The organism is Bacillus sp. MHSD_36 (assembly GCF_030757775.1).
GTDB lineage: Bacteria > Bacillota > Bacilli > Bacillales > Bacillaceae_G > Bacillus_A.
The window spans coordinates 1,231,793-1,256,115 of sequence record NZ_JAVBIS010000001.1 but is presented as its reverse complement, the minus strand read 5'-3'; the positions used below and the strand labels follow the sequence as shown (position 1 = coordinate 1,256,115).

Below are 24,323 nucleotides of genomic sequence, written 5' to 3'. Positions count from 1 at the left end.
TAAATCAATTGAGAAAGTACTCTTTGTTAAAAAATCAAAATTTATGATTTATACTCTATTGTTTATGGAATAAGTTATATGCTCTGAAAAATTACCTATAAATAAAAAAGATGAATTCTATTAAAAATAGAATTCGATAGTATAAAAAGCCCTTATTATATCAATATTTGTAGCATGTTTATTATTAACTAGCTCCAAAATCAGCCCCATTTTTTGTTAAACTCTGGCTAAATAACTCTACTGACACGGATTCTATTTCTTTTAATACATGATCATAAATTTTATAAATCATTTGTGGAGAATTCCCTAAACGTTCGACAATCACTTTTACATTTAAACCTTGATTTAATAATATAGTGCAATGTGTATGACGTAAGCCATGTATTGTTATAGGAGGGAGCTTTGTTTTATTTAATACTCTTCTAAATGCATAAAAAACACAGCCATCTGTTATAGATTTTCCAGTTTGGTATGATGTAAATACAAAAGAGTCATCTTTTAGCTTGTATCCAAAAGACAACATTACCTTCATACACCATTTTCGATATATCTTTAATTGATTTACTAATAAATCATCTATTAAAATTGTTCTATAGCTATTTTTCGTTTTGGGTGATCGTATACCTTTATTATCCCTAGTGCGTTCAATAGTTATTGTTTTATTATCAAAATCAATGTTTTTCCACTGTAAGCCACAGGCTTCACCTCTACGAATCCCTGTGTATGCAACGGTAAATTTTTAGCGCTCCATGAACATGATGCTAGTGCTGGTTATTCAAAAGAAATGTTCTATATTTCAAAAGTTGGTGAATTCATTTGGACGGGTGTGAAGGGAATTGCTACACTTATTCAAAATAAAGTAGACAATGCTACCTTTGCATTTAGATTAAAAGTAAATAACGCTCATGCTTATGTCTTATCTATTGCGAATGGTGCTAATGAAATGTTAAATATCAATAATTCAGTCAACAAGACTCGAGTAGATATTATATCACCATTAAACCAAACAAACGGTATGTTACTAGAAACAAAAGCTGGTAATTTGCGTGTAATTCCTAAAGATGGATTTTTAGACGTAATCGGTGATCTTAGAATCGGTGATGGATCCACTTGGAAGACTATCCAATATATCGACAGTGGGACAACTTCACAACGTCCAACGATTGCAAAAGTCGGACAACGATACTTTGATACCGATTTAAATAAACCGATTTACAGAAACAAAAATAATAACGGTTGGGTTGATAGTAACGGGGTAGGCGTATCTTAATTAATCGCATAAGTATTATAAATATAATATGGATTTACAATAAACCCAAGCGTGCTAATAGCAGGCTTTTTTATTGTCTAAAAAAAGGAGTGAAAGAATGGATCGCATTGATGTATTAATGAAAACATTTATAGCTACCTTCGGAGCTTTTTGCGGGTATTTTTTGGGAGGGTGGGATACGACATTGAAAGTTCTAGTTATCATGGCAGCCATCGACTATATCACAGGCGTATTCGCAGCAGGATATAACGGAGAGTTAAAAAGTAAAGTTGGATTCAAAGGCAGATCAATTACGATTCTATTCAAAACCTTCATGGTCAGATGCGGATGTTGCTGGTGTTGTAACTAAAGGATTAGGATTTGAAATTATTGAAAAAATAGATGTACAAGGTTCACCACAGTACAAAGTGAAAAACTCAAAAGGTAGCATCTTCTACATTACAGCTAGTCCTACTTATGTAGAGGTAAAATAAAAAATTTGCCGGCTCTTAAATTGAGTCGGCTTGTTTATTTGTTATTAAACTCTAGCGTTCATAAGTAATTCTTTTAGTTTTTCGGTAGATAATTCATCTGTTTGTTCTAAGTGATTTGTATTAAACCATAGGGTTGAGGCAATTCTCCATTCAGCAAAAGGAGAGTATTTGCCGTTATGTTGAACATCACCATTTGCTACTTCATGTGACACACGGATTGCATCATAGGTTTGAGCCATTTTTTCAAAATCAATTTTATATTTGCCAATATGAGATTCTGTTCCATCAAGTCTTATAGGAGCTGGAGAGAATGTTGAAATGTAATAATTTGGAAATGAATCCAAGGCATCTTTTACTGTATTTAAATTTAAAATATTTGCTTGAGAATTTACTGAAAATACATAACCTACAGGAGGATTATCAGATTCGAAATGAAAAGTACCTGATGACAACCATGCTGATCCATTACCTTCATTATAATCTGCTGTCCAAAGACCACCGTCAGGACGATCTAACCAATTACTCACTGGCTCGAATTGAGATTTATCAAAAGGGTTATCTTTGATAAAAAGTTGTTTGTTCATACGCTTTTCTCCTTTAATGAACTTACAAATTAGATATCTTTCTAACTTGTTTTTCTTTCTTCTTAAAATTCCTCTTATATTGTTTGAAATCTTCTTTATCCACATAAAACTTTTCACCAGTAGCTACATTCTTTACTAATCGTGTTTTCATGAAAAAGAATTTTGTATAATAGTAAACTAAAAATGCCACTAAAGAGAAAGTAAAGGTTGGAATGAATAAAATAACCGCAAAAATAATTACGCTGTATCTAAAGAAGAATATATTGGCTGTTCGTAAAGCTGAAGAGGAAGTTAAAAAGAAAATAGGTGAATTGGATGGAGAAATGATTTACATCCAAGCATGAGCATTATGTTTAGAGGTAAAGAGTATGGCATAACTCGAATTGATGATTTTGAAGGTGATAAACAAGATTTAGTTATCTATGCTTATGTAATTAAATAGGAGGGAGGACTGTCCAAAGTTGGACTTACCTTTTTCAGTGGGGGTATGCTCAAAGTTGAGCTGTCCCCGTTTTTGGCCAGGTGGGTTTGAACCACCGGGTTATTAGTAATAGAACAAGAACAGTAATAAGAAAAAAGGGCTATCTTCCTGGTGGGAAGTCGCCCTTTTTTTTAAACACAACAATTGGCATATTTTATCAAGAATCTACAGTTGTTTTTAATATTTCGAATTTCCCTTGTCCATCCACGGTAAACATGACATTATTATTACGACGATCATCCATTGTTTCCCCTATTTTATTAGGGCTGGAATAGATGGTCTTAACTGCTATGTTATAAATACCCTCTGTTAACACGTGGCTCTTTTCGAAATCATCCATAATATCTTGAGCATTTGGAATAGTTTCACTATTTTTGTAGGTATTGTAATAGTAACTAAAATTGATAACTCCTTTATAATTGGCATGATCTCTAGGTGTACTATCTTTTAACGTTTTCATTATGTTGTCAGTGTTTATTTTTTGATCACGTTTGAAATTTTCAACTAATTCCTTTTCTTGTTGTTTATCTATATTTATATGTAAATAGTAATAGAAATTTTGTTTTCCTTTGCCATATTCGGTAGGAGATTCACTTAATAAGTTATACTTTTTTATCATCTTATCGGATTGTTTCAAAACATCAGGATGCTGTTCAACATAAGCCCCTTTAAATATTTCTAGAAAAACATCATCGCTTTCATTTTCAACTACTTCATAATGGGAGTCGCTGTTTACAATAAAATAAGCAACAGTGTAGTATGGTTTTTTTATTTCCACGTAAGTGTTATGATCAGAAACTCCAAGCGCACTATCAGCAGAAAGAATTTTAAAGTCCCCATTATTTATCCCGTAGTTTTCGGACAAATAATCTCCTATTGGTTTTTCAAATAGTTTTGTGTCTGTAAAGCAACCATTTAATAGGAATAGTGGTATGCTCAGTAATAAGATAAAAACAGTTATTTTTAGTTTCCTCATTCTTCCCCCTCCTAAAACTACATTTTACCATTTTTAAGAATAAAAAGGGGATCTCTCTTGTGAGAAGTCCCCCTTTTTTTTAAATACAACAATTGTTGTGTTAACATCAAATGGATGAGGGTATGTGTTTGACAGCGATTTAAATATTTAAAAGTATAGAGGAAATTGCTCTTATGGAAAGAAAAGAATAAGCTGTGGTGGATAATTCATCAAGTAAAAAAGTGAACGCATAAAGAAAATATTCGTTCACTTTTATTTTACCTTTTATAAATGTAGTTCATAATCCCCGTCAAAACTGTTTAGTCTTCCAAATAGTTCCTCGTATGGACTATGTTTTTTTGAAAAGCCATTTTTTAATGCAAAGTGGTAACCTTCTTCAGTTATAACTTCTTGTAATATTAATCGTTCAAAGCCTTTTTCTTTAGCGAATCTCTTAAACCATTCAAGAACAATACTTCCCTTACCTTGATTACTTGGGGTAATACTTATAGCAGTAATCGCCAAGTATGGATCGGGGAAAAACTCGCTTCTAAGGTTAATGGTGACTTTAGATTTTTTAGAAGAAATATCTAAAGAATACTTAGAAAGACCTTCTATGAACATTATTTCATCTTGTACTAATTCGTCTAATAACATTTTTAATTTTTGAAAGTCTTGTACATGAAGAGGAATTTTATTGAATTTTTCTATCAAAACAAGTAACTCCTTTTATTTTTATCAGAATAAATATCATTATATCTGAAAATCCAAGAATTGCGTGGAGAAATTAGTATTTGCTCAAGGTCATTTAAAAAGTTTCCCCTTAGATGGATAAAGGGACAATGAAAAATTTTGAAGAAAAGAAAGGCTAATAATTATTAACTATAAACAAGATTAATGTACTATAGATTTACAGAGTTTTTTTATTGTTTTTTACACTTATCCATTTCTATACACACGCAAGCCTTTTATATTTCGGGTCCCAAACTAGCCCTACTTAGCCCCAGTAGTATTCTTATTTATGCTCTATCTTGCAATATAAATGATAAATAAAAAAAGCCCGAAACCCTGAATTAACAAGGGTTCTAAGGCTTTTAATACTACTCTTTGCAGAGTTCCGATACTATTAAAAACAGAATTCATCTTTTAAATAAAAGGGAAGTAATTTATTTATCGTGAGCGTTGCAATGTTATTGTTCAAATTAATAATAAACTATTTGTTTTTATTACAGTTACATCCTTTTTTCTTTACATAGCCTTGCTCGGCTAAGTCTCTTTGTGATTGGGAATTGGAAGATTGAGAATTTGAGGATTGAGAGGATGCGGATGAACTACTATTTTTATTATGAGAGTAGTTTTTTCGATAGTTATAATTACTCATAGTACTATCACCTCCAATTAAATATATAACTATTATATGTATGTACTCTATTAATTGTTACGATAAAAAATAGGAATGGGGATTATTCAATAAAAAATCTCCTACGTATTTTCCGAGGAGATAAATAATTGTCTATTAATGATATAAATTAATATCCCCAGTAAAGAGGGGAATAGTATGAATCTTGGTAATATAAATCTTGTTGTGGATTAGGAGGTTGAGTTGCAGGGTTTTTCGTTCCGCGGTTTTTATTACAATTTGCTGGAGGGCCAATTACTGTAGTGGATTGAATAGGGGATACCGCTTGTTTCCATTGTTGTTCATCGAGACAGTAAGTATGAGCCATTATATTAGCAGGAGTTAATCGTAAAATATCAGAACCAAAAATAACTTCTGGCGTTGAGGCGTCGAAAATAGCTAATAAATGAGTACCATCTGCTGTCGCAATTTCATAATGCCACCAAGCTTTTGGAATGTTGGCAACTTGCCCTGGTTTTATCGGTAAGTTTAATATTTGATTTGTAAAAGGATTCAGTAAAGAAACAACAGCAGATCCTGAAATACAGTAAACAAGTTCAGCTGCATTTTGATGAATATGCGGCTCTACAACATTTCCTGTACTTAAATAGATATCTAATAAAGAAGTATTTTCTAACGTATTTAATTGATTCACGCCAAGTACGTTTATATAATTTTGAGCATCTTTCTGAAAAAAATTACTTCTATTTAAATCATGAGTGAAGTTAGTTGAGGGGGAAGTGTAATCGATATTAGAGGTCATTTGTATTATCCGCCTTTCTTATATTTTCATACAATTTGAATTCAGGATATGAGTCTAGTTATTGAAATGTGAAAGGACAACTGCATTTGATTTATTGTTCTTATTCATTAAAAATAATTGGAGGAAGGAGTGAAGTAGGAAGAGAACTTTGGCATCAGCTTGTAATAGATTAGAAAATAATATTATTATGTAAATAAGATGTTTGTTGAAATAAATTATGTGTAATTGAATGTCAAATCCCTCGTTAGTCGTTCGTCTTGTATGTAGAACGGAAAAGGAGGGATTTTGTTATGGAAAATTTTGATGTAGCAATTGTTGGTGGTAAAGTTACGACTGCAATTCATCCAATCTATTCTGCAGATAGAATTATTCGTTTATTCTCTGGAATTAGAAGTAAGTTCCCATCAGCGTACAATGTTGATTATAAGATAGTAAATGGTGCCCCAGGCGTTAATGTTAAAGTGAAAAACAAAGTGACTTATGTACTTTCATTCACATTTGAGAATGAGAAAATCTCAAATATTTATATGATGGTTAATCCTGAAAAACTTATGCACTTAAATAGAATAGTATAAAAAAGACGCATTTCTTTAGAAGTGCGTCTTTTTTATTATTTCTCTAACATTTCAAGAGGTACATCTTTTTCGCCGGCTACCTCAAATTTAATTTCCCCATCTTCTTCATAAATACGTGAAATAATCGGTATAGTAATCATTAATTTTTTATGCTGTTTTCGCTTTCGAGCAGCATCTAAGCTAATCACGTTCATTGTAAGCATCCTTTCTTCTAATAAATATATAAACAAAAGAAAATGCGTCCGGAAAGGGCGCTTAATTGAATTTGAAATACCGATTCATTTAAATGAGGTTTATATGATTTAACAACTGCAATTGGATTAAAAATAGTATGAATGGAATAATTGCACGTAGAAATTAACTTTACCAAAAAACGAAACAATATGCTATAAAAAATTTCAAATCTTTGTCATATAACGAGAAAAAGGTTTTCGTTTCGCATATAATGAAAGTAGACGGGCAGCAAGAGTTTTTTCATCATATTGCTTTGGAAAGGCGATGAAAAGAATGAATATGTTAGATTCATTATTACTTCAACTTGAACAATATGGAGAAGAGCATGATCGAAATAAAAAAACTCGGGAAGAAAAATTACGGAATATTTCACGTGAGATGGGACAGTTTTTATCAATTTTAGTAAAAGGATGTAGCGTAAGAAACATTTTAGAAATTGGAACTTCTAATGGTTATTCTACATTGTGGTTAGCTAATGCGGTAGAAGAAACAAATGGAAATGTAACAACTGTAGAGCTTTCTTCAGAACGAGTTGGAGAGGCACTTGTCAATTTTGAAAAGGCAAACCTTTTGCAAAGGATTGATGTTCATAATCAAGAAGCAGGGGCATTTTTAGATGCGCAACTAAATCATTCATTTGATTTTATTTTCCTAGATTCAGAGCGTACACAATACATGTGGTGGCTGGAGCATATAAAACGCATTTTACAACCAAAAGGTATTCTTGTTGTTGACAATGCAACCTCTCATGCAAGCGAATTAGCCGAGTTTAGAAAAATGATTGAAGAAGATGAAATGTTTGAAACAGTGTTATTGGCATTTCAAAATGGAGCGTTTGTAGCGCGCAAGAAGAAATAGATTTGAGCGTAATATAATTATCACATTGAAAAAGGGTGTATGTCAAAAGATTGAGTACAGTAGGATAGGAAGCACATTATTTATATACGTAACATACGAAGAATCGGCCTTCAGCATGTCGTTCTCTAGGTCTTAAGTCTGAGGAAAATTATGTTGATTACAGGTATACTTATAGTAAGAAACAGGGAATGACTGCATAAACAGGCATTTCTAAAAAAATCGATTTCAAGCAGTCAGAATGTATATGAAATACGATATAAAAGATGAAATATAGTGCATATAAATTCGCACATATAAATAAAGGAGCGATTTTGTTGACTGAACTCGAGAAAAAAGAACCTGTATCAGTTGTGAAAGATAATAATGTAGAAGTAGTAGTGGATACAGTTATAAAAGATGAAGAATTAGAGGAACTGAATAAAGAAGCTGATCTTTATGTACAAAAGTTAAATAGCGAGCAAAATACAGATTTATCAAAAGTATTGTCTCAGCTAGGAGATTTAGGGGATAAAGAGCAACAAGCAGCAGGACAAACGTTATCAGCATTAAAACGTCCTGTCACAGCGATGATGAATGGAAAGAACGAAGAAATTCCAAATACATTGTTAGAGCTACGAAAAGTGGTATCAGAGCTTGATCCGAATTCATTAAAAGCAAGTGGTATGAAGAAAATTATGTTTAAAGTATTCAAGAAAAACCCGCTTGAAACATATGTGCATAAATATCAATCTATAGATAAGCAAATTGAGGAGATTATAAGATCCCTTCTAATTGGCCGTGACAATTTACAAGAAGATACAGTTGGTCTTGAAATGCTTAAAGAGCAATCACATGATAAAATTCACGCGCTTGATAAGCAAGTATACTTAGGGAAAAAACTTGCTGGCATGCTGGAAGCTGAGAAACAAAATCCAGAACGTCAAAGAGATATTCCATTAATTAATGATGCCTTAGAAAAGATTTTAGTGCGTACGCGTAATATGCAGCAAGCAAAAAGTGTGTTATTACAATCTATCGCATCGGTAGACATTATTAAGAAAAATAATGAAAAGTTAACGGAGGCAATTCGTAATGCAATTACGATGACGCAAAACGTTGTAACAGTTTCTGCTGCTATCCAATTAGCATTAACAAATCAACGTAAAACAATTGATGCAGTGAATGCGACAAATGAAGCAATTGAATCGATGGTATTAAGTAACTCACAAGCATTAAAACAAAATACAGAAGAAACAACAAAACTTCTTGAAAATCCTGCAATTAGCATGGATAAATTACGTGAATCATTCCAAAACGTATTCGCTGCGATTGAAGCTTCTGAGAAATCGTCAGAACGTATTATCGAGTCAAGTAAGAAATTTGTTATTGAACTAGACACATTTAATGATGAAATGAAACAAAAACTCATTCAGCGCCCAAGAAAATAGCAGACTTTTAGAGGAGGTGAAAAAATGAGTTTCATTCAAACTGTATTAGTACTATTAGGTACATTGCTTTTAATCGCATTTACTGTCGTTGTTTTAGTAGTATATTTCGGACGTAAACTGTATTTTTCATGGACGAAGCCATATAAAAGAGCACACGATTCTTTAGATAAGCTATCGAATAAATCATTACCGTTTCTACAAGAATTTACACAACACCCGCTCTTTTATCGTTGGATTCGTACGGAAGGAAAGAAAGAACCACATACATTAAACACTCTTTTCTGTGCATCGGGTCAGCGTACGAGAGAGCAAGTATTCTCAATGTTACCGAAAGAAAAACAGAAAAAAGTACATGTAATGGCAAAAACGACGAAAAAGCTTACAAATGAAGATATTGATATAGCGGCGATGAAAGTAAAAGATTTTTTAAGACAAGAAACGCAGCAAACGGTAAAACCGACAGACTTATCGTTTTATAAATTGTATTTTTATGATCGATATCCAGATGCATTAAATACAATTCAAGCGTATAAACGCTCAATAAATCCTTCATTACAACGAACGGTTGATGACATTACCATTTCAGTATTAAATGCACTTCCGTATTATCAAGAACAACGCATGTTTGAGCAACAACATAAACTTGAAACGTTCTTAATGAAAGATTTAACGGCGATGCTATCGTTAGTCGTACAATTACCACCTTCACAACGACCAGAAAAAGAAGAAGAGTTAAAAATCTACTTACAAAATTTCCAAAAAGAAATGGAAGTAGTAGAACGAGATATCCGCGACTCGATTGATCACGATTTGAATGTGAAGATGAGAGCAGCGACTGAGAAGTTTAAGAATAAATAGAAGAAAACGCCTAAAAGTTGAATGTTTCAGCTATTAGGCGTTTTTTTTGAATTGAAAGAGTTTAATCTTTTTGTAAGATTGTATATACAAACGTTAATAAATGGTAAAATATAGAATGGTTTTTAGTACTTTGTATAAACAATTATTATAAAAGGGGTATGGTATTGTGTTATTTGAGTTAGTCATACTATTTGTAATTCTATTTTTATTTCTTGGCTATCCTATTAGTAAGGCTTGGAATAGTTTCCAAGGGGAGAAGGAAAATTCCTCAAGTATACTAAAGTTCGAGCCACAGGAAATATTATCAATATGTTTGAGTTATTTTATCTTTGGTTTAGGTATTATGTGGAATGCAAATGATGTAAGAGGAGGAATACCATTACATAAATTTGAAAAGAACGGAATGATGTCTGATCAATATGCTTCTTTAGCACATGACCACATTGCTATAGTGGTTCTCTTAGTTGTTTTAGGTGGAGTTTCTTATTGGAGATTAACAACAGGCTTAACAAAAATTTCACCAATATTTTATATTTTTTATAGTACTTTAATGATAATAAACATCGTATATACATTCATATATATTACCCATACAGGCTTTGCCTTTTATACAGAACTCGGAGGATTGAGATACATTCCAATCTTTTGTATTCAAGTTGGAATGCTTGCATTTAGTCTATTATTCATAGCTAAATTAAGAAATTCATTAAGTTATTTCATACAATCTCAGCATGAGAAAGATTATAAGCAGAGCAACAGGATTATATTATATCTGCATCGTATTTCTTTTGGGTATCAAAAAATGGCTACAGTTTGGACGATAAGTTTATTTCCTATATTGTTAATTGTTCAATTTATTTTAATACTGTTTGGCCAAAAACCAGATAGTTTTATAAGAGTGTTTATGGAAACAAGTAGCTTTAATTATTCTAAGATTCCTGCTCCAAGTCCTCAAATTGTCTCCGGGGATGGGCATTATTTATGTACAGTTTCTGTGAAAGGGCATAAAAATATTGTTAAGCCATTACGAGCAGGAATTAGGCATGGAGAAAGAATTACAGTTAATCGACAGTTATTAATTGCGAACGCCTTTGAAAATGTAATTGAGGAGCGAGTACCAAAATGTCATAAGGTTATTCGTAATTTTTATGATAAATACGGTTATCCGATTAGTAAACATATTAATACGAAATGGTCGGCTGATTTTGTTTATATTTTAATGAAGCCACTAGAATGGTTCTTCTTATTTGTACTTTACACAGTAGATAAAAACCCTGAGAATAGAATTCATATTCAATATAGTGAACTACGAAAATGAAAGTAAGAGCCCGCATTCAAAAAATGCGAGCTCTTACTTTTATTTTGCTTGAATAGTAGATTTACTAGATGCAACACTTTCATTATGCAATCGATCAACTGCAGTTACTACATACGTATACGTTTCTCCAGAAATAGCTGTTTTATCTACATAAATTTCTCCAAGTTTTGTTTTTCTTACAGTAGTAAGTAAATTTTTGGGGTTTTGTGTATCCACTTCATTTTTTCCATTCACACGATAAATAGCGTAATAAGCAGAGTCATTCTCTCTATCATCAATGATACCTACAGCAATACCTTCATCTCTTGGAATGGCTCCTTTTAAAGTCGGTTGTTTTGGTGGTTCATGATCAAGCCAAGGCATAGGCGGGATTAATGCAGGATGTTTATATACGTCTTTTGCGAGTCTATCTTTAACTCCAAGTGGGTTATTATTAATATCTTTTAAGCTAAAATGCATACTACCTTTTATTTCAGGAAATAGCCGGTTTAATGCAATTTGTCTTGGATATTCTTCCGGATCAGACCAAGCGGGGACAGAGTTATTATTAATTTTATAGGCCGCCTGACCAATATATAGGTGAATCGGTTTATTATTTGTTTCTTTTACCCACCAGTCTACTAATATGTCATATGCAGCTGGTGTGAAACCTATATTCCAATATATTTGCGGTGTAATGTAATCGATATAACCTTTTTGTATCCATTCACGTGTATCAGCATAAAGATCATCATAGTTTCTTTGACCTGCAGTTGTGTTAGATCCAGTTGGATCGTCAGCTATATTTCGCCATACGCCGAACGGGCTTATGCCAAACTTTACGTATGACTTTTCTTGTTTTATAGCAGTATTTAAATCTCTTACAAGTTCATTTACATTGTCACGTCGCCAATCCTCTATATTTGTAAATCTACCGTTATTATATGTTTCGTACGTTTTTTGATCAGGGAATTGTTCGCCCGCTACTTTATATGGATAAAAATAATCATCCATATGCAACGCATCAACATCGTAATTTTGTACAATTTCTAAAGCACCTTCAGTTATAAATTTTTTTACTTCTGGAATGCCAGGGTTGTAATATAACTTTCCTTCATAAGGTACAACCCAATCCGGATGCTGTTTTGCAGGGTGATTATTTGATAATCGATTTATATCAGTGTGATTCATCGTTATTCGGTATGGATTAATCCATGCGTGGAATTCTATATTTCTCTTATGAGCTTCTTCAACCATAAATGCGAGTGGATCATAACCAGGATCTTTTCCTTGTGTACCTGTAATGTATTCAGACCAAGGACCGTAATTGGAAGGGTAAAAAGCATCAGCGGTTGGTTTTATTTGTACAACGACCGCATTCATACCAGTGTTTTTTACATCGTCTAATAATCTAATAAACTCTTGTTTTTGATTTTTAATTGTCAAGCCAGTTTTTGAGGGCCAATCAATATTAAGAACAGATGCAATCCATACAGCACGTAATTCATGTTTTTTGTACGTAGTATTTACTTCAGCATAAGTAGAGTGAGGAGAAATGAGAGAGAAAGGAATAAAAAAGATGACGATACAACACGTCATTAATAAACGTTTCATGATCATTTATACGCCTCCCTATTATATGGTTAACTAATATGATATCCGAGGTGAGGTTGTACTTACAATTGAGAAAAACAAATATTGAAATATTAATTTAATAGGAAAAATATTTTTAATGAAATTTACTTTCATTATAACTAAATCGTTTCATTACTTCATATGCTTGTTAGTAAAGTGAAACTTCCTTTCATTTGAAGGGGAATAAATTATAAGTATAGGAGGATTAATAAATGAAAGTATTGTTCGTTTGTTCTGGAGGAATGTCCAGTGCAATTGTTGTAAACGCTTTAAAAAAAGAGGCGGAGAAAAAGGGTGTAAACATGGAAGTCCATGCGATTGGAACAAATGAGGTAGAGGAAGAAGTAAAGAATGGCTGGGATGTTGTAATGGTTGCACCTCAAGTCAGACATCGATTTGATTCTGTTAAAAAATTTGCAGAAGAGGAATCTATCCCGTGCGGTATTATACCACCGCAAGCATACACGCCGCTTGGTGGACCGACTTTGTTAAAAACTGTAAATGATTTAATTCGTTAGGGGGAAGCGTTATGAATAAATTTGTCACGTTTCTTGATAAAAATTTATCTGGACCGATGGCAAGGCTTTCTGAACAGAGGCATTTACAAGCAATCCGTGATGGAGTTATTTCTGCATTACCATTTATTATTGTAGGAAGTTTCTTTTTAATCGTAGCATTTCCACCGTTACCGAAAGATAGTTTCATATCTGTTTGGGCATTAAAAAATCAAACGAGTATATTAATACCATATCGTTTAACGATGTTTATTATGTCTTTATATATAGCGTTTGGAATAGGATACAATTTAGCGAAAAGTTATAAGCTAGATGCTTTATCAGGAGCACAGCTTGCAGTATGTTCATTACTACTAACATTAACACCTGAATTAATTGATAAAAAAGGGTTTATGCTTCCGATGACAAATCTTGGAGGCCATGGATTATTCGTGACGATGATTGTTTCTATTTTATCAGTGGAAATATTAAGATTTTGTAAGAAGAAAAATGTAACGATTAAAATGCCGGAACAAGTACCACCATCGGTAGCACGTTCGTTTGAAGCACTTATACCTGCGGCTTTCGTTATTATTATGATGAGTCTTATTACTGTCGTTTTTAAAGTAGATGTACATTACGTTGTGGATAAATTAGCAGCGCCGTTAGTTAAAGCTGGTGATAGTTACTTTGGTGTTATCATCCCTGTATTTTTAATTACATTTTTCTGGTCTTTCGGGATACACGGTGTATCTGTTGTAGGTACTGTCGCAAGGCCGCTTTGGGATGTGTATTTAGGGAAGAACGGTGAAGCTGTAGCAAGTGGGGCAAGTCATTTTCCATTCATTGCACCAGAGCCGTTTTATCAATGGTTTATTTGGATTGGTGGCTCGGGAGCAACGTTAGGACTTGTGTTAGCTATGATTGTATTTGGCCGGTCAAAATATTCGAAAGCACTATCGAGAACTTGTATTGTGCCCGGCATTTTTAATATTAATGAACCGGTTATATTCGGTTTACCAATTGTCCTGAATCCAATCTTAATTATTCCATTTGTTATTACACCATTAGTAACAGCTACTATAGCTTATTCTGCAACTGCAATGGGATTTGTAACGCCAACGCATATTATGCCACCGTGGACCTTGCCAGCTCCAATTGGTGCATATTTAGCTACAGGAGGAGATTGGCGTGCAGTTGTATTAGTATTAATAAATATAGCAATATCATTTCTTATTTATTTACCATTCTTTAAAATGTACGACAAAAATATGCTTGAAATTGAAAAGAATGGAGACGGAGAATCTGTTAATTCGTAGGCTTCATACTCTATTTATGAGTGATAGGCATTCTGTCTATCACTTCTTTTACATGAAGTTCAGAGAGGATGAATTGGAATGAATATAAAATTTAGTTATAAAGGTGTATTTTTATTACTATTTGGAGTGATATGTGCAAATTTTCTTTTTGTACCTTTATTAAGAATGCTACATCTATCACAAATGCATAGTATATGGCTCGTTACAAGTATTGCGGCAAGTATCTTGCTTACAATAGTTGTTTCTTTTATTGATGGATCGTTTGCATCAAAAGCTCAGTTATTTTTTAGATTTATAATATTTTCAATCGGTTGTACGTTTGTAACTTACATGATTGTTTTTTAGTAAGGGGAGGTCATGCATGTTATGTATGTTGCAGGGGTAATGTCTGGTACTTCGTTAGACGGAATAGATGTAGCGCTCATTCACATTGAGGGAAGCGGTGTAGGTTCTAAAGTTGAACTCATCCATTTTACTACTGTGCCATTTAGTAATGATATAAAAAATGAGATCCAGCAGGCATTATCAATAGAAAATTCAAATGTACAACTTATATGCAGCTTAAATTTCAAACTCGGTTTATGCTTTGCCAACGCTGTAAAGGAAGTTTGTAAAGAGGCCAATTTTCCTTTGGGACAATTAGATTTAATTGGTTCTCACGGACAAACGATTTATCATCAGCCACAGCAAGATGGAAGTATGATTCCTTCTACATTGCAAATTGGAGAACCAGCAGTTATAGCGTATGAAACGAATATAACGGTTATTTCTAATTTTCGAACGATGGATATGGCAGCTGGGGGACAAGGTGCACCACTTGTACCATATTCAGAGATTATTTTATATCGTCATCCAACTAAAAGTAGACTACTACAAAATATCGGCGGGATTGGTAATGTTACCATAATACCAGGTCATATAAGTGATCAATGCGTTATAGCTTTTGATACAGGTCCAGGGAATATGGTAATGGATGAAGTATGTCAAAGGTTATTTCAGTTGCCATATGATCAAAATGGTAACATTGCAAAACAGGGAGTAGTTGTAGAAGAGGTTTTGACATATTGTATGAATCATTCATTTTTGAAAATGAATCCACCGAAATCAACTGGTAGAGAACAGTTTGGAGAAGAATTTGTCAGTGAGTTATTGAAGCGGTTTGAAAAGCATAGTAAAGAAAATATATTGACGACTGTCACAAGGTTTACAGCAAGTTCAATTGTTTATCATTATAAGGAGTTTATTCTGCCGTATTATGAAATCGATGAGGTAATTCTAGGTGGTGGCGGAAGTTATAATGATACACTTGTAGAAATGATACGGCATGGATTGAAAGAAGAAAAATGTGCATTATTCCTTCAAGAAGATATAGGCTATTCTTCAGAAGCGAAGGAAGCAATCGCCTTTGCCATTTTAGCAAATGAAACATATCATCGTAATCCGAGTAATGTGCCGAGCGCAACAGGTGCAAAGGAATCTGTAGTTTTAGGGAATATAACATTCCCTCCAATTTGAAATGAATGAGGCGAATAGATGAAATATATGATTGGAGTAGACGGCGGGGGAACAAAGACAGAAGCAATTGCATTTGATAAAGACGGAAATGAACTTGTAAGAGCTACAAGTGGTTTTGGAAATATATTAATAGATTTTGAAGAAGCTCTTGTGCATATTATGGAGGTGATTGATCAATGCCAGAAAGGTGTATTAAATGGGCATTGTGTTTGTATTTGTTTAGGATTAGCGGGTGTAAGTGGAGTAAATACGAATGAATTAACATTACGTCTAAAGAAGAAGTACGGAACACCAATTGAAGTTTTTAATGATGCGATGATTGCACATGCAGCTGTTTTAAAAGGGAAAGATGGAATTTTAACAATTGGCGGCACAGGTGCAATTTGTCTTGGAAAGAAAGGAGAAGTGTACGAGTATAGTGGTGGATGGGGACATATTTTAGGAGATGAAGGAAGCGGATATTGGATTGCATTACAAGGTTTAAAAAGAATGGCGAATCAATTTGATCAAGGAGTTGCACTTTGCCCATTAAGCTTAAGGCTTCAAGATGAGTTTCAACTTTTGACATCGTCTCATATAAAAAGACTGGTTTATAGTTCTTCAAAAGATAAAGTTGCAGCAATTGCTCCATTAATTATTGAGGAAGCGAGAAATGGGAATGATGATGCACGTGAAATTATCTTGCAAGCTGCTAAGGAATTAACGAGAATTACAGTGAATATTTACAATAAAATGAAGTTTGATGTATCAACTTCAATTGCAGTAAGTGGCAGCATAATGCGTTTCGTTCCAGAAATATATGCTGAATTTAAGAAATGTTGTGAGAAAAGTATAGGAAAAGTTACATTTGTATCACAATCCGAACCAGCAGTGAAAGGAACATATTATTTAATGAAGAATTTATATTTAAATAAATAGCTGCATGAGAATTTTTGTATGATTTGTAAATATATGATGTTAAAATGTATAAAGGGAAGTGGATAAAAAAGTACAATATACATAGTTTATGAATATTGTATAAGTACTTCCATGTAGAAAGTGAATGATTATATGATTAATAGTATGCAGTTTTTGTATTTGGTCGCTTCTTATTTATTTGGAAACATATTGACCGCTTATATAGTAACGAAATGGAGATATAACGTTGATATTCGAGATGAAGGAAGTGGGAATCCCGGCGCAAGAAATATGGGGCGTGTATATGGAAAAGGATATTTCATCGCTACATTTTTAGGTGATGCAATAAAAGGGGCGATTGTAGTTTCTATTGCAAAATACCTTTTTGGAGATTCTACATTTGTAATGTTAGCTTTACTAGCTGTTTTACTTGGACATATTTATCCAATTATATTTAAATGCAAGGGTGGAAAGGGTATATCAACGTTTATTGGAGGATTAATTGCATTTGACTATTTGATAGCGCTTACCCTTATTGCGGTTTTCATTATATTTTATTTAATCTTTAAAGGGTTTACTAAGCCAGGGTTAATTACAATCGCTTGTTTACCAGTTTGCATGATTTTGTATTCTTATTCTATTATTACGACTATTTTAAGTGCTCTTATCATTGTGCTTATTTTATATGTAAATCGAGAATGAAACGAACTTTTAATAAGTGGAGTAAATCTCCACTTATAATTTTTATTAAATACATAAAGGAGAGAAGGCATGGGGTTAATTTATAAAGTTGCTGATCAAGATTGGGAATTTGAACGTATACATAAATTGAATTATAAAACATTTGTAGAAGAAATTCCGCAACATGAAGAAACGAAAGAGCGTGTTCGTATAGATCGGTTTCATGATGAAAATACATATTTAATTTGTTTAGATGAAGGTAAGTTAGTAGGTATGGTTGCATTGCGAGGAAAACGACCATTCTCGTTAGATTATAAAATTTCAAATTTAGATTTTTATTTGCAAGAGCATGGAGAAAATGCATATGAAATTCGTTTACTTTCAGTAGAACGGGAATATAGAAATGGAAGAGCATTGTTAGGGTTAATTCGGTTTTTACATCGTTATTTGCTTCTAAATGGATATGAATTGGCACTCATTTCTGCGACAACACGTGAACTACCTTTATATGAACAAATGGGATTCAAGTCTTTCCATACGTTAGTTGGTACAGAAGAAGCAGCATTTCAGCCAATGTATGTTACTCCTGCTATGTTTGAAGCATCGAGTGTTGGGGGTATTATGACGAAAGAATATACGTTTTTACCTGGTCCAGTAGATATTGAAGACAATGTTCAAAAAGCATTTTCTGCAAAGCCTATTTCGCATCGTTCTAAGTCATTTCAAGTGACGATGGAAAATGTGAAAAAACGTTTACTGCAAATGACAAAAGCGAAACGTGTGCAAATTATGTTAGGAACAGGGACGTTAGCGAATGATGCTATTGCTTTACAATTACGCTTTTTAAAAGGAAAAGGACTAGTATTAACAAATGGGGAATTTGGCAATAGATTAGTTGGACACGCAGCGCGCGCGCAATTACATTTTGATACGTATAAAAAAGAAATGGGAGAACCGTTTATTTATACCGAATTAGAACAAGTAATGGAAACTGGAAATTATGAATGGCTTTGGTTTGTTCACCATGAAACATCTACTGGAATGTTAAATGATTTAGACGAGTTAAATGCATTATGTGAAAAGTATGAAGTGAAACTATGTGTAGATTGCATTAGCTCAATTGGAGCAATACCAATAGATTTAAAGAGTGTATATTTTGCGAGCGGCGTGAGCGGAAAGGCAATTAAATCGTTTACTGGATTATCTTTCGTTTTTCATAATCATAATGTGAAAGTAAACGAGACATTACCGGCCTATATGGACATTGGCATGTACGAAGAAAATGAAAGTATTCCATATTCACATTCATGGAATTTAGTTTATGCATTGCAAGAAGCGTTGAAGAGATTTGAAGATGAAGGAGTATTTGAAAAAATAAAAAAGACGTATGCATATATTGAACAAGCTATTACTACTATAGGTTTAAAACTTGTTTCACCTAAAGAACATGCTGCGCCAATTATACTTACCATTCAATTAAATAAAGGTCTTTCTTCTAAATCGATAGGTGATGCGTTAGCGTTACAAGGATATGTCGTCCATTATGAATCAGCTTATTTACAAAACAATAACTGGATCCAAATTGCATGCCTGAATCATTACAAAGAACGTGATATGAAAAGAATGTTGAATTGTTTACAACTGTGTGTAATACAGAGTGAGGTACATATATAAAGTGAAACTTTAATCAGTGGGGTTTTGTTCATCCCCCACTGATTATCAGCCCTCACCAATCGGACGTTTACGGACAGCCCGACTCCCACCTAACTTCTTTGCTCCAACTGAATTTTGAGGTGGGAGTTTTACTGTCCGTTAACGCGGGATAAAGACTTTTTCTTAATATAGATGGTTTCGTATAAAGGAGTTGCTACATACGAAAACTTAGGAATAGATCATTGGAAGAGGTGTTAGTATGATAACTAAAAAACTACCGTTACATATAGACGATATTAAAAAAGCTCAAAATATTTTAGACAGAAATGCTCGTAAAACGCCATTAGTAAAATCATTTTATTTGACGAGTAAAACAGGTGGAGAAATTTACTTGAAATTAGAAAATATGCAATTAACGGGTTCTTTTAAATTCCGTGGTGCATTTAATAAAATGTCACAGCTAACAGATCAGGAAAAAGAGAGAGGAGTAATTGCTTGTTCCGCTGGTAATCATGCACAAGGAATTGCTTTATCAGCTCATTTACTTCGTATTAAGAGTAAAATTGTTATGCCAATTTCTGCACCTCAGGCGAAAGTTGAAGCAACGAGAGGATATGGATCAGAAGTGATTTTATATGGTGAAACTTTTGATGACGCGAAGGCAAAATGTGAAGAGATTATTAAGGAAACAGGTGAAACATACTTACATCCATATGACGATGTAGAAGTAATGGCTGGTCAAGGTACAATAGGATTAGATATTCTTGATGATATGTGGGATGTTGATACTGTCATTGTACCAATTGGCGGAGGTGGAATTATTTCTGGTATTGCTGTTGCATTAAAATCTTTTAATCCATCCATTAATATTATTGGTGTCCAAGCAGACAATGTTCATGGGATGAAGGCATCTTATGACAAAGGTACAATTGTAGAGCATTATGAGGCACCAACAATAGCAGATGGCTGCGCAGTTAAAATACCAGGTGATTTAACTTTTGAAGTAGTAAAAGAATTAGTAGATGATATTGTAACAGTATCAGAAGGTGAATTAGAAGTAGCGATGAAAGACTTATTACAACGTGGTAAAGCTGTTGTAGAAGGGGCTGGCGCATTAGCTACTGCTGCTCTACTTGCAGGGAAAGTAGATCCATATATTAAAGGGAAGAAGGTAGTCGCGGTTATATCTGGTGGGAACGTAGACTTACAGCGCATTTCAAGTGTTTGTGAGCAATTTTTTGTAGCTAATGAAGTGAAATAGTATTTAAAAAACATAAATTTTATGGAAGAAGAGCTAAGACAACTAATCTTAGCTCTTACTTTTTGTCTACTGTATAGTGAATTATCATATGTTAATCGTCTATTTTCAAAGATACCTCAAATAATTATATCAATATTGTCGAAACGGAAACATAAATTTAATATAATGGTTTTAGCGTATGAATGAGCTGTTAGGAGGATAGAACATGAACAAGGAAGAACAGGTCATGAATGGTTTCAGGGAATTATATAATAAGCTAGTTTGGCTTAATAAAGATAAGATGGAAGAAGGTCTTAAAGGTTTTAAGTCTTCTGAAGTACATTGCATTGAATATATTGAAAACAATGCAGATTCTAACGTGACACAACTTGCAGAGGCTTTTTATGTGACTCGTGGTGCTATAAGTAGAATGACTAAGAAGCTCATACAAAAAGGCCTTATTGAGAGCTATCAAAAGTCGGAAAATAAGAAAGAAATTTATTTTAGGCTTACTGAACAAGGGAAAGAAATTTATAAAATCCATGAAGATCTACACAAAGAGTTTCAAGAGCGAGATAAAGCCGTATTTGAGCAAGTAACTGAAGAAGAATTCGACAGTATAATTAGCTTTGTGGAAAAATATAGTAAGCATTTGGATACGGAAATAAAGAAACAAGGTATACATATTAAATCGTAATACACTTTAATAATAAAATGGTAGCCTTACTTTAATGAGAATAGGCTGCTTTTTTATTAATGTATTTTTGTTGACTATTCAACAAAAAAGAGTTATTATTTTGTTGACAAAGCAACAAAATTTAAGAGGAGAAGTTAAATGTATATTTTTAGATCACAAAATGAAAGCGAAACTGAAAAAAACATTGATAAACATGCTTTAATATTCGGCCTTATTTCTGTATTTCTCTGTGGTATAGGTTTCAGTATCATCATGCCTGTAGTCCCATTCTTAGTGCAGCCATATACAAGTAATCCGGAAGAACAAGCGTTAGTTGTTACACTACTAACCTCAGTTTATGCAGCCTGCGTATTTTTGGCTGCTCCTGTACTCGGAGCTTTGAGCGATAAATATGGTCGTCGTCCATTACTTTTAATATGTTTATTTGGCTCTGTAATAGGATACTTAGTTTTCGGGATAGGGGGAGCTTTATGGGTACTATTTGCTGGACGCATAATAGAAGGTATAACAGGCGGTAGCATAAGCACTATCTATGCATATTTTGCAGACATCATTCCTCCAGAACAGAGAACGAAATACTTTGGATGGGTGAGTGCAGTTGTAGGTGCGGGAACTATCATTGGTCCAACTCTTGGGGGCTTACTTGCAAAGTTTGGTCATTCTGTACCTTTATATTTTGGAGCACTTATAACTTTATTAAATGTTTTATATGGAATGAAATATATGCCTGAGAGTCTTGACGAAAATAATAGGTTGAAAGAGATTACTTTTGTAAGATTAAATCCTTTTGCGCAGCTTGCAAACATTCTTTCCATGAAAAGCTTAAAATGGTTACTCGTCTCAGCGTTTTTACTTTGGATACCTAACGGATCTTTACAAGCAATTTTTACACAATTTACGATGGATACTTTTAGCTGGAAACCTGCACTCATCGGACTTATGTTTTCAATTATGGGATTTCAAGACATCATTTCACAAGCTTTTATAATGCCAAAACTTTTGATCAAGCTTAGTGATAAACAAATAGCAATTATTGGGATGGCTTCGGAGGTTATAGGCTATAGTTTTATTGCTGCATCAGCTTTGTTTTCACTCTATCCACTACTTATCCTTGGAATGTTACTGTTTGGTTTTGGTGATTCAATTTTTGGTCCTTCATTCAACGGGATGCTTTCAAAGTCTGTCGACTCTAGTGAACAAGGAAGGATTCAAGGTGGTAGTCAATCTATTCAAGCTTTAGCAAGAATAATTGGTCCGATTATTGGAGGACCAATCTATGTGTCACTTGGTCATGCTGCACCTGCTTTTATGGGAATGATTCTAATAGTATTGGCAATAGCAGTGTTGTATAGGGGGACGCATGTAACTGTATAAACTATCGTACTATTATTGCTTTTATTCCTCTACTGGAATCAACTGCATAATAGATAGTTATATGAAAAAAATTATAGGTTGTCAGCACTTAAAAACAAGTGCTGACAACCTAATTCTCTACAGTTAGAGAGTTAAAAGAATTTCTTTTGTTTCTAATGGGGTTTATCCTGTAAAAGCGCAGTGGAAGAAGGGTGGGGTACATAGAGTTCTCATGAATTAATGAAGTGCACCCCAATTGTTAGACACAGTCTAATAATTGGAGGTGCATTTTTTATGGCTAAATTTTCTTCAACAGAAAAAATTCAAGCAGTGAAACGATATTTAGATGGTACAGAAAGTGGAAAAACAATTGCTAAATCTATAGGAGTTACCCCTAGCGTACTTCGTGAGTGGATTAGACGATATGAATCTTCAGGTGAAAAGGCCTTTGAAAAGTGCTATACATTCTACCCAGCCCAGTATAAACTAGATGTACTTTATTATATGAATGAACACGGGACATCTATCAGAGAAACAGCGGCACTTTTCAATATTCCGTCTTATGAAACGCTTCGGAAATGGAAAATAGCCTATGAAACAAGAGGAGTGGATGCCCTACAATCAAAGAAAAAGGGGCGTCCAACCATGAAAGATAAAAAAATAAAATCAGTAGTTGAAGGATCTATCGAAGCCTTACAAGCAGAAAATGAGCGTTTACGTATGGAAAATGCATATTTAAAAAAGTTGAATGCCTTAGTTCAAAACAAGGGAAAATCACAAAACAAGACAAAGCGCAAGTAATCTATGAGTTAAGGCATGAATTTCCTGTCAAGGAGTTACTTCAACTCGCCAAGATTCCACGTAGTACGTACTATTATTGGATAAAACAGTTCAATCGTCCTGATCAAAATGCGGAGGTAAAAGAACTGATTCAAGCTATTTATGATGAACATGATGGGTGTTATGGCTATCGTCGTATTCGCTATGAACTTATGAATCGTGGGCACAAAGTAAATCACAAAAAGGTGTATCGTCTTATGAAAGAATTAGGGTTAAAATGCCTGGTTCGTATAAAAAAATATCGCTCTTACAAAGGGACAGTTGGGAAAATTGCACCGAATATTTTAAATCGTAACTTCCAATCTGAAAAACCAAATGAGAAGTGGGTTACAGATATTACGGAGTTTAAGTTATTTGGGGAGAAGTTATACCTATCACCAATGTTAGATTTATTTAATGGTGAAATTATCACGTATACAATTGGTTCAAGACCGACCTACTCTCTTGTTTCCACAATGTTGGACCAAGCCCTTTATTGTGTAACAGATCCGGATAAACTCCTCATTCACTCTGATCAAGGTTGGCACTATCAAATGAAACAATACCGGCATTCTCTTAAGAATTATGGCATAACTCAAAGTATGTCTCGCAAAGGAAACTGTTATGACAATGCCGTTATTGAAAATTTCTTCGGTATCATGAAATCGGAATTTCTGTATCGAAAAGAATTTGAAAGTATAACACATTTCAAACAAGAATTAGCAAAGTATATAGAATACTATAATCATAAAAGAATTAAGGCAAAATTAAAGGGTATGAGCCCGGCACCATACCGGGCTCATACCCTAGAGGCTGCCTAATGAAACGACCTGTCTAACTTTCGGG

Annotated in this window: 22 protein-coding genes and 5 pseudogenes; 19 read left to right on the top strand and 8 right to left on the bottom strand. The window is 33.6% G+C overall.

Going from position 1 to position 24,323, the window contains the following annotated elements; genetic code table 11:
• Nucleotides 1-184: 184 nt before the first annotated feature.
• Nucleotides 185-733, bottom strand: a pseudogene (locus Q9B79_RS06645) (site-specific integrase); the annotation flags it as partial.
• A 51-nt stretch (nt 734-784) separates the two neighbouring features.
• Between Q9B79_RS06645 and Q9B79_RS06640 the strand changes: the two are divergent.
• From Q9B79_RS06640 to Q9B79_RS06630, 3 genes and pseudogenes are all read left to right on the top strand, one after another.
• Nucleotides 785-1,270: a hypothetical protein gene (locus Q9B79_RS06640; RefSeq protein ID WP_306183097.1), complete on the top strand. Its 486-nt coding sequence runs from the start codon at nt 785-787 to the stop codon at nt 1,268-1,270.
• Between the two features lie 97 nt (nt 1,271-1,367).
• Nucleotides 1,368-1,553: pseudogene (locus Q9B79_RS06635) on the top strand (phage holin family protein); the annotation flags it as partial.
• Nucleotides 1,546-1,743: pseudogene (locus tag Q9B79_RS06630) on the top strand (N-acetylmuramoyl-L-alanine amidase); the annotation flags it as partial. The pseudogenes Q9B79_RS06635 and Q9B79_RS06630, both read left to right, overlap by 8 nt.
• A gap of 44 nt (nt 1,744-1,787) precedes the next feature.
• Here Q9B79_RS06630 and Q9B79_RS06625 read toward each other — a convergent pair.
• The 5 genes and pseudogenes from Q9B79_RS06625 to Q9B79_RS06605 all read right to left on the bottom strand — a co-directional run bounded on the left by Q9B79_RS06625 (nt 1,788) and on the right by Q9B79_RS06605 (nt 5,925).
• Nucleotides 1,788-2,327 carry a hypothetical protein gene (locus Q9B79_RS06625; protein ID WP_306183095.1) on the bottom strand — a complete coding sequence of 180 codons (540 nt, stop codon included), beginning with the start codon at nt 2,325-2,327 and terminating at the stop codon, nt 1,788-1,790.
• Nucleotides 2,328-2,349: 22 nt separating this feature from the next.
• Nucleotides 2,350-2,591: pseudogene (locus Q9B79_RS06620) on the bottom strand (hypothetical protein).
• A 374-nt stretch (nt 2,592-2,965) separates the two neighbouring features.
• Entirely contained in the window at nt 2,966-3,784 is an 819-nt protein-coding gene (locus tag Q9B79_RS06615; protein ID WP_306183094.1) for a hypothetical protein, read from the bottom strand.
• 264 nt (nt 3,785-4,048) lie between these two features.
• Nucleotides 4,049-4,477: a GNAT family N-acetyltransferase gene (locus Q9B79_RS06610; protein ID WP_306183093.1), complete on the bottom strand. Its 429-nt coding sequence runs from the start codon at nt 4,475-4,477 to the stop codon at nt 4,049-4,051.
• 815 nt (nt 4,478-5,292) lie between these two features.
• A complete protein-coding gene (locus tag Q9B79_RS06605; protein ID WP_306183092.1) occupies nt 5,293-5,925 on the bottom strand; it encodes a cupin domain-containing protein in 633 nt (210 codons plus the stop codon).
• 317 nt (nt 5,926-6,242) lie between these two features.
• Between Q9B79_RS06605 and Q9B79_RS06600 the strand changes: the two are divergent.
• Nucleotides 6,243-6,500, top strand: a pseudogene (locus Q9B79_RS06600) (RNA polymerase sigma factor SigJ); the annotation flags it as partial.
• 35 nt (nt 6,501-6,535) lie between these two features.
• Here the strand turns inward: Q9B79_RS06600 and Q9B79_RS06595 are convergent.
• Nucleotides 6,536-6,694, bottom strand: coding sequence for a hypothetical protein (locus tag Q9B79_RS06595; RefSeq protein ID WP_001100983.1), 159 nt, complete (start codon nt 6,692-6,694; stop codon nt 6,536-6,538).
• A gap of 313 nt (nt 6,695-7,007) precedes the next feature.
• Between Q9B79_RS06595 and Q9B79_RS06590 the strand changes: the two genes are divergently transcribed.
• The 4 genes from Q9B79_RS06590 to Q9B79_RS06575 all read left to right on the top strand — a co-directional run bounded on the left by Q9B79_RS06590 (nt 7,008) and on the right by Q9B79_RS06575 (nt 11,195).
• Nucleotides 7,008-7,592 carry an O-methyltransferase gene (locus Q9B79_RS06590; protein WP_306183091.1) on the top strand — a complete coding sequence of 195 codons (585 nt, stop codon included), beginning with the start codon at nt 7,008-7,010 and terminating at the stop codon, nt 7,590-7,592.
• A 314-nt stretch (nt 7,593-7,906) separates the two neighbouring features.
• Nucleotides 7,907-9,019 (top strand): toxic anion resistance protein, encoded by a 1,113-nt coding sequence (locus Q9B79_RS06585; RefSeq protein ID WP_000137416.1) that lies wholly within the window; start codon nt 7,907-7,909, stop codon nt 9,017-9,019.
• A 24-nt stretch (nt 9,020-9,043) separates the two neighbouring features.
• Nucleotides 9,044-9,877: a DUF3974 domain-containing protein gene (locus Q9B79_RS06580; RefSeq protein WP_306183090.1), complete on the top strand. Its 834-nt coding sequence runs from the start codon at nt 9,044-9,046 to the stop codon at nt 9,875-9,877.
• A 166-nt stretch (nt 9,878-10,043) separates the two neighbouring features.
• Nucleotides 10,044-11,195 (top strand): DUF6688 domain-containing protein, encoded by a 1,152-nt coding sequence (locus Q9B79_RS06575; RefSeq protein ID WP_306183089.1) that lies wholly within the window; start codon nt 10,044-10,046, stop codon nt 11,193-11,195.
• 39 nt (nt 11,196-11,234) lie between these two features.
• Here the strand turns inward: Q9B79_RS06575 and Q9B79_RS06570 are convergent, their stop codons facing one another.
• On the bottom strand, nt 11,235-12,794 hold the full coding sequence (locus tag Q9B79_RS06570) for a glycoside hydrolase family 10-like protein (RefSeq protein WP_306183088.1): 1,560 nt from the start codon (nt 12,792-12,794) through the stop codon (nt 11,235-11,237).
• Nucleotides 12,795-13,021: 227 nt separating this feature from the next.
• Between Q9B79_RS06570 and Q9B79_RS06565 the strand changes: the two genes are divergently transcribed.
• The 11 genes from Q9B79_RS06565 (at nt 13,022) to Q9B79_RS06515 (ending at nt 24,298) form a co-directional block, all read left to right on the top strand.
• Nucleotides 13,022-13,327 (top strand): PTS sugar transporter subunit IIB, encoded by a 306-nt coding sequence (locus Q9B79_RS06565; protein ID WP_098921281.1) that lies wholly within the window; start codon nt 13,022-13,024, stop codon nt 13,325-13,327.
• An 11-nt stretch (nt 13,328-13,338) separates the two neighbouring features.
• Nucleotides 13,339-14,622, top strand: a complete 1,284-nt coding sequence (locus Q9B79_RS06560) for a PTS sugar transporter subunit IIC (RefSeq protein WP_306183087.1) — start codon at nt 13,339-13,341, stop codon at nt 14,620-14,622.
• 78 nt (nt 14,623-14,700) lie between these two features.
• Nucleotides 14,701-14,967, top strand: coding sequence for a hypothetical protein (locus Q9B79_RS06555; protein WP_074568134.1), 267 nt, complete (start codon nt 14,701-14,703; stop codon nt 14,965-14,967).
• A gap of 21 nt (nt 14,968-14,988) precedes the next feature.
• Nucleotides 14,989-16,137: an anhydro-N-acetylmuramic acid kinase AnmK gene (gene anmK / locus Q9B79_RS06550; protein WP_306183334.1), complete on the top strand. Its 1,149-nt coding sequence runs from the start codon at nt 14,989-14,991 to the stop codon at nt 16,135-16,137.
• A gap of 18 nt (nt 16,138-16,155) precedes the next feature.
• Nucleotides 16,156-17,055 carry a BadF/BadG/BcrA/BcrD ATPase family protein gene (locus tag Q9B79_RS06545; protein WP_306183086.1) on the top strand — a complete coding sequence of 300 codons (900 nt, stop codon included), beginning with the start codon at nt 16,156-16,158 and terminating at the stop codon, nt 17,053-17,055.
• A 132-nt stretch (nt 17,056-17,187) separates the two neighbouring features.
• Complete coding sequence (gene plsY / locus Q9B79_RS06540) at nt 17,188-17,736, top strand: glycerol-3-phosphate 1-O-acyltransferase PlsY (protein WP_306183085.1); 549 nt, start codon at nt 17,188-17,190, stop codon at nt 17,734-17,736.
• Between the two features lie 69 nt (nt 17,737-17,805).
• Nucleotides 17,806-19,389: an aminotransferase class V-fold PLP-dependent enzyme gene (locus Q9B79_RS06535; protein ID WP_306183084.1), complete on the top strand. Its 1,584-nt coding sequence runs from the start codon at nt 17,806-17,808 to the stop codon at nt 19,387-19,389.
• A gap of 238 nt (nt 19,390-19,627) precedes the next feature.
• On the top strand, nt 19,628-20,629 hold the full coding sequence (tdcB, locus tag Q9B79_RS06530) for a bifunctional threonine ammonia-lyase/L-serine ammonia-lyase TdcB (RefSeq protein ID WP_306183083.1): 1,002 nt from the start codon (nt 19,628-19,630) through the stop codon (nt 20,627-20,629).
• Between the two features lie 205 nt (nt 20,630-20,834).
• Nucleotides 20,835-21,305 carry a MarR family transcriptional regulator gene (locus Q9B79_RS06525; RefSeq protein WP_306183082.1) on the top strand — a complete coding sequence of 157 codons (471 nt, stop codon included), beginning with the start codon at nt 20,835-20,837 and terminating at the stop codon, nt 21,303-21,305.
• A gap of 138 nt (nt 21,306-21,443) precedes the next feature.
• Nucleotides 21,444-22,679: an MFS transporter gene (locus Q9B79_RS06520; protein ID WP_306183081.1), complete on the top strand. Its 1,236-nt coding sequence runs from the start codon at nt 21,444-21,446 to the stop codon at nt 22,677-22,679.
• A gap of 273 nt (nt 22,680-22,952) precedes the next feature.
• Nucleotides 22,953-24,298 (top strand): IS3 family transposase gene (locus Q9B79_RS06515; protein ID WP_306183080.1). Its coding sequence is split into 2 segments (ribosomal slippage): nt 22,953-23,394 and nt 23,394-24,298, totalling 1,347 coding nucleotides; the frame shifts between segments, so codons are not numbered across the junction.
• Nucleotides 24,299-24,323: the final 25 nt, after the last annotated feature.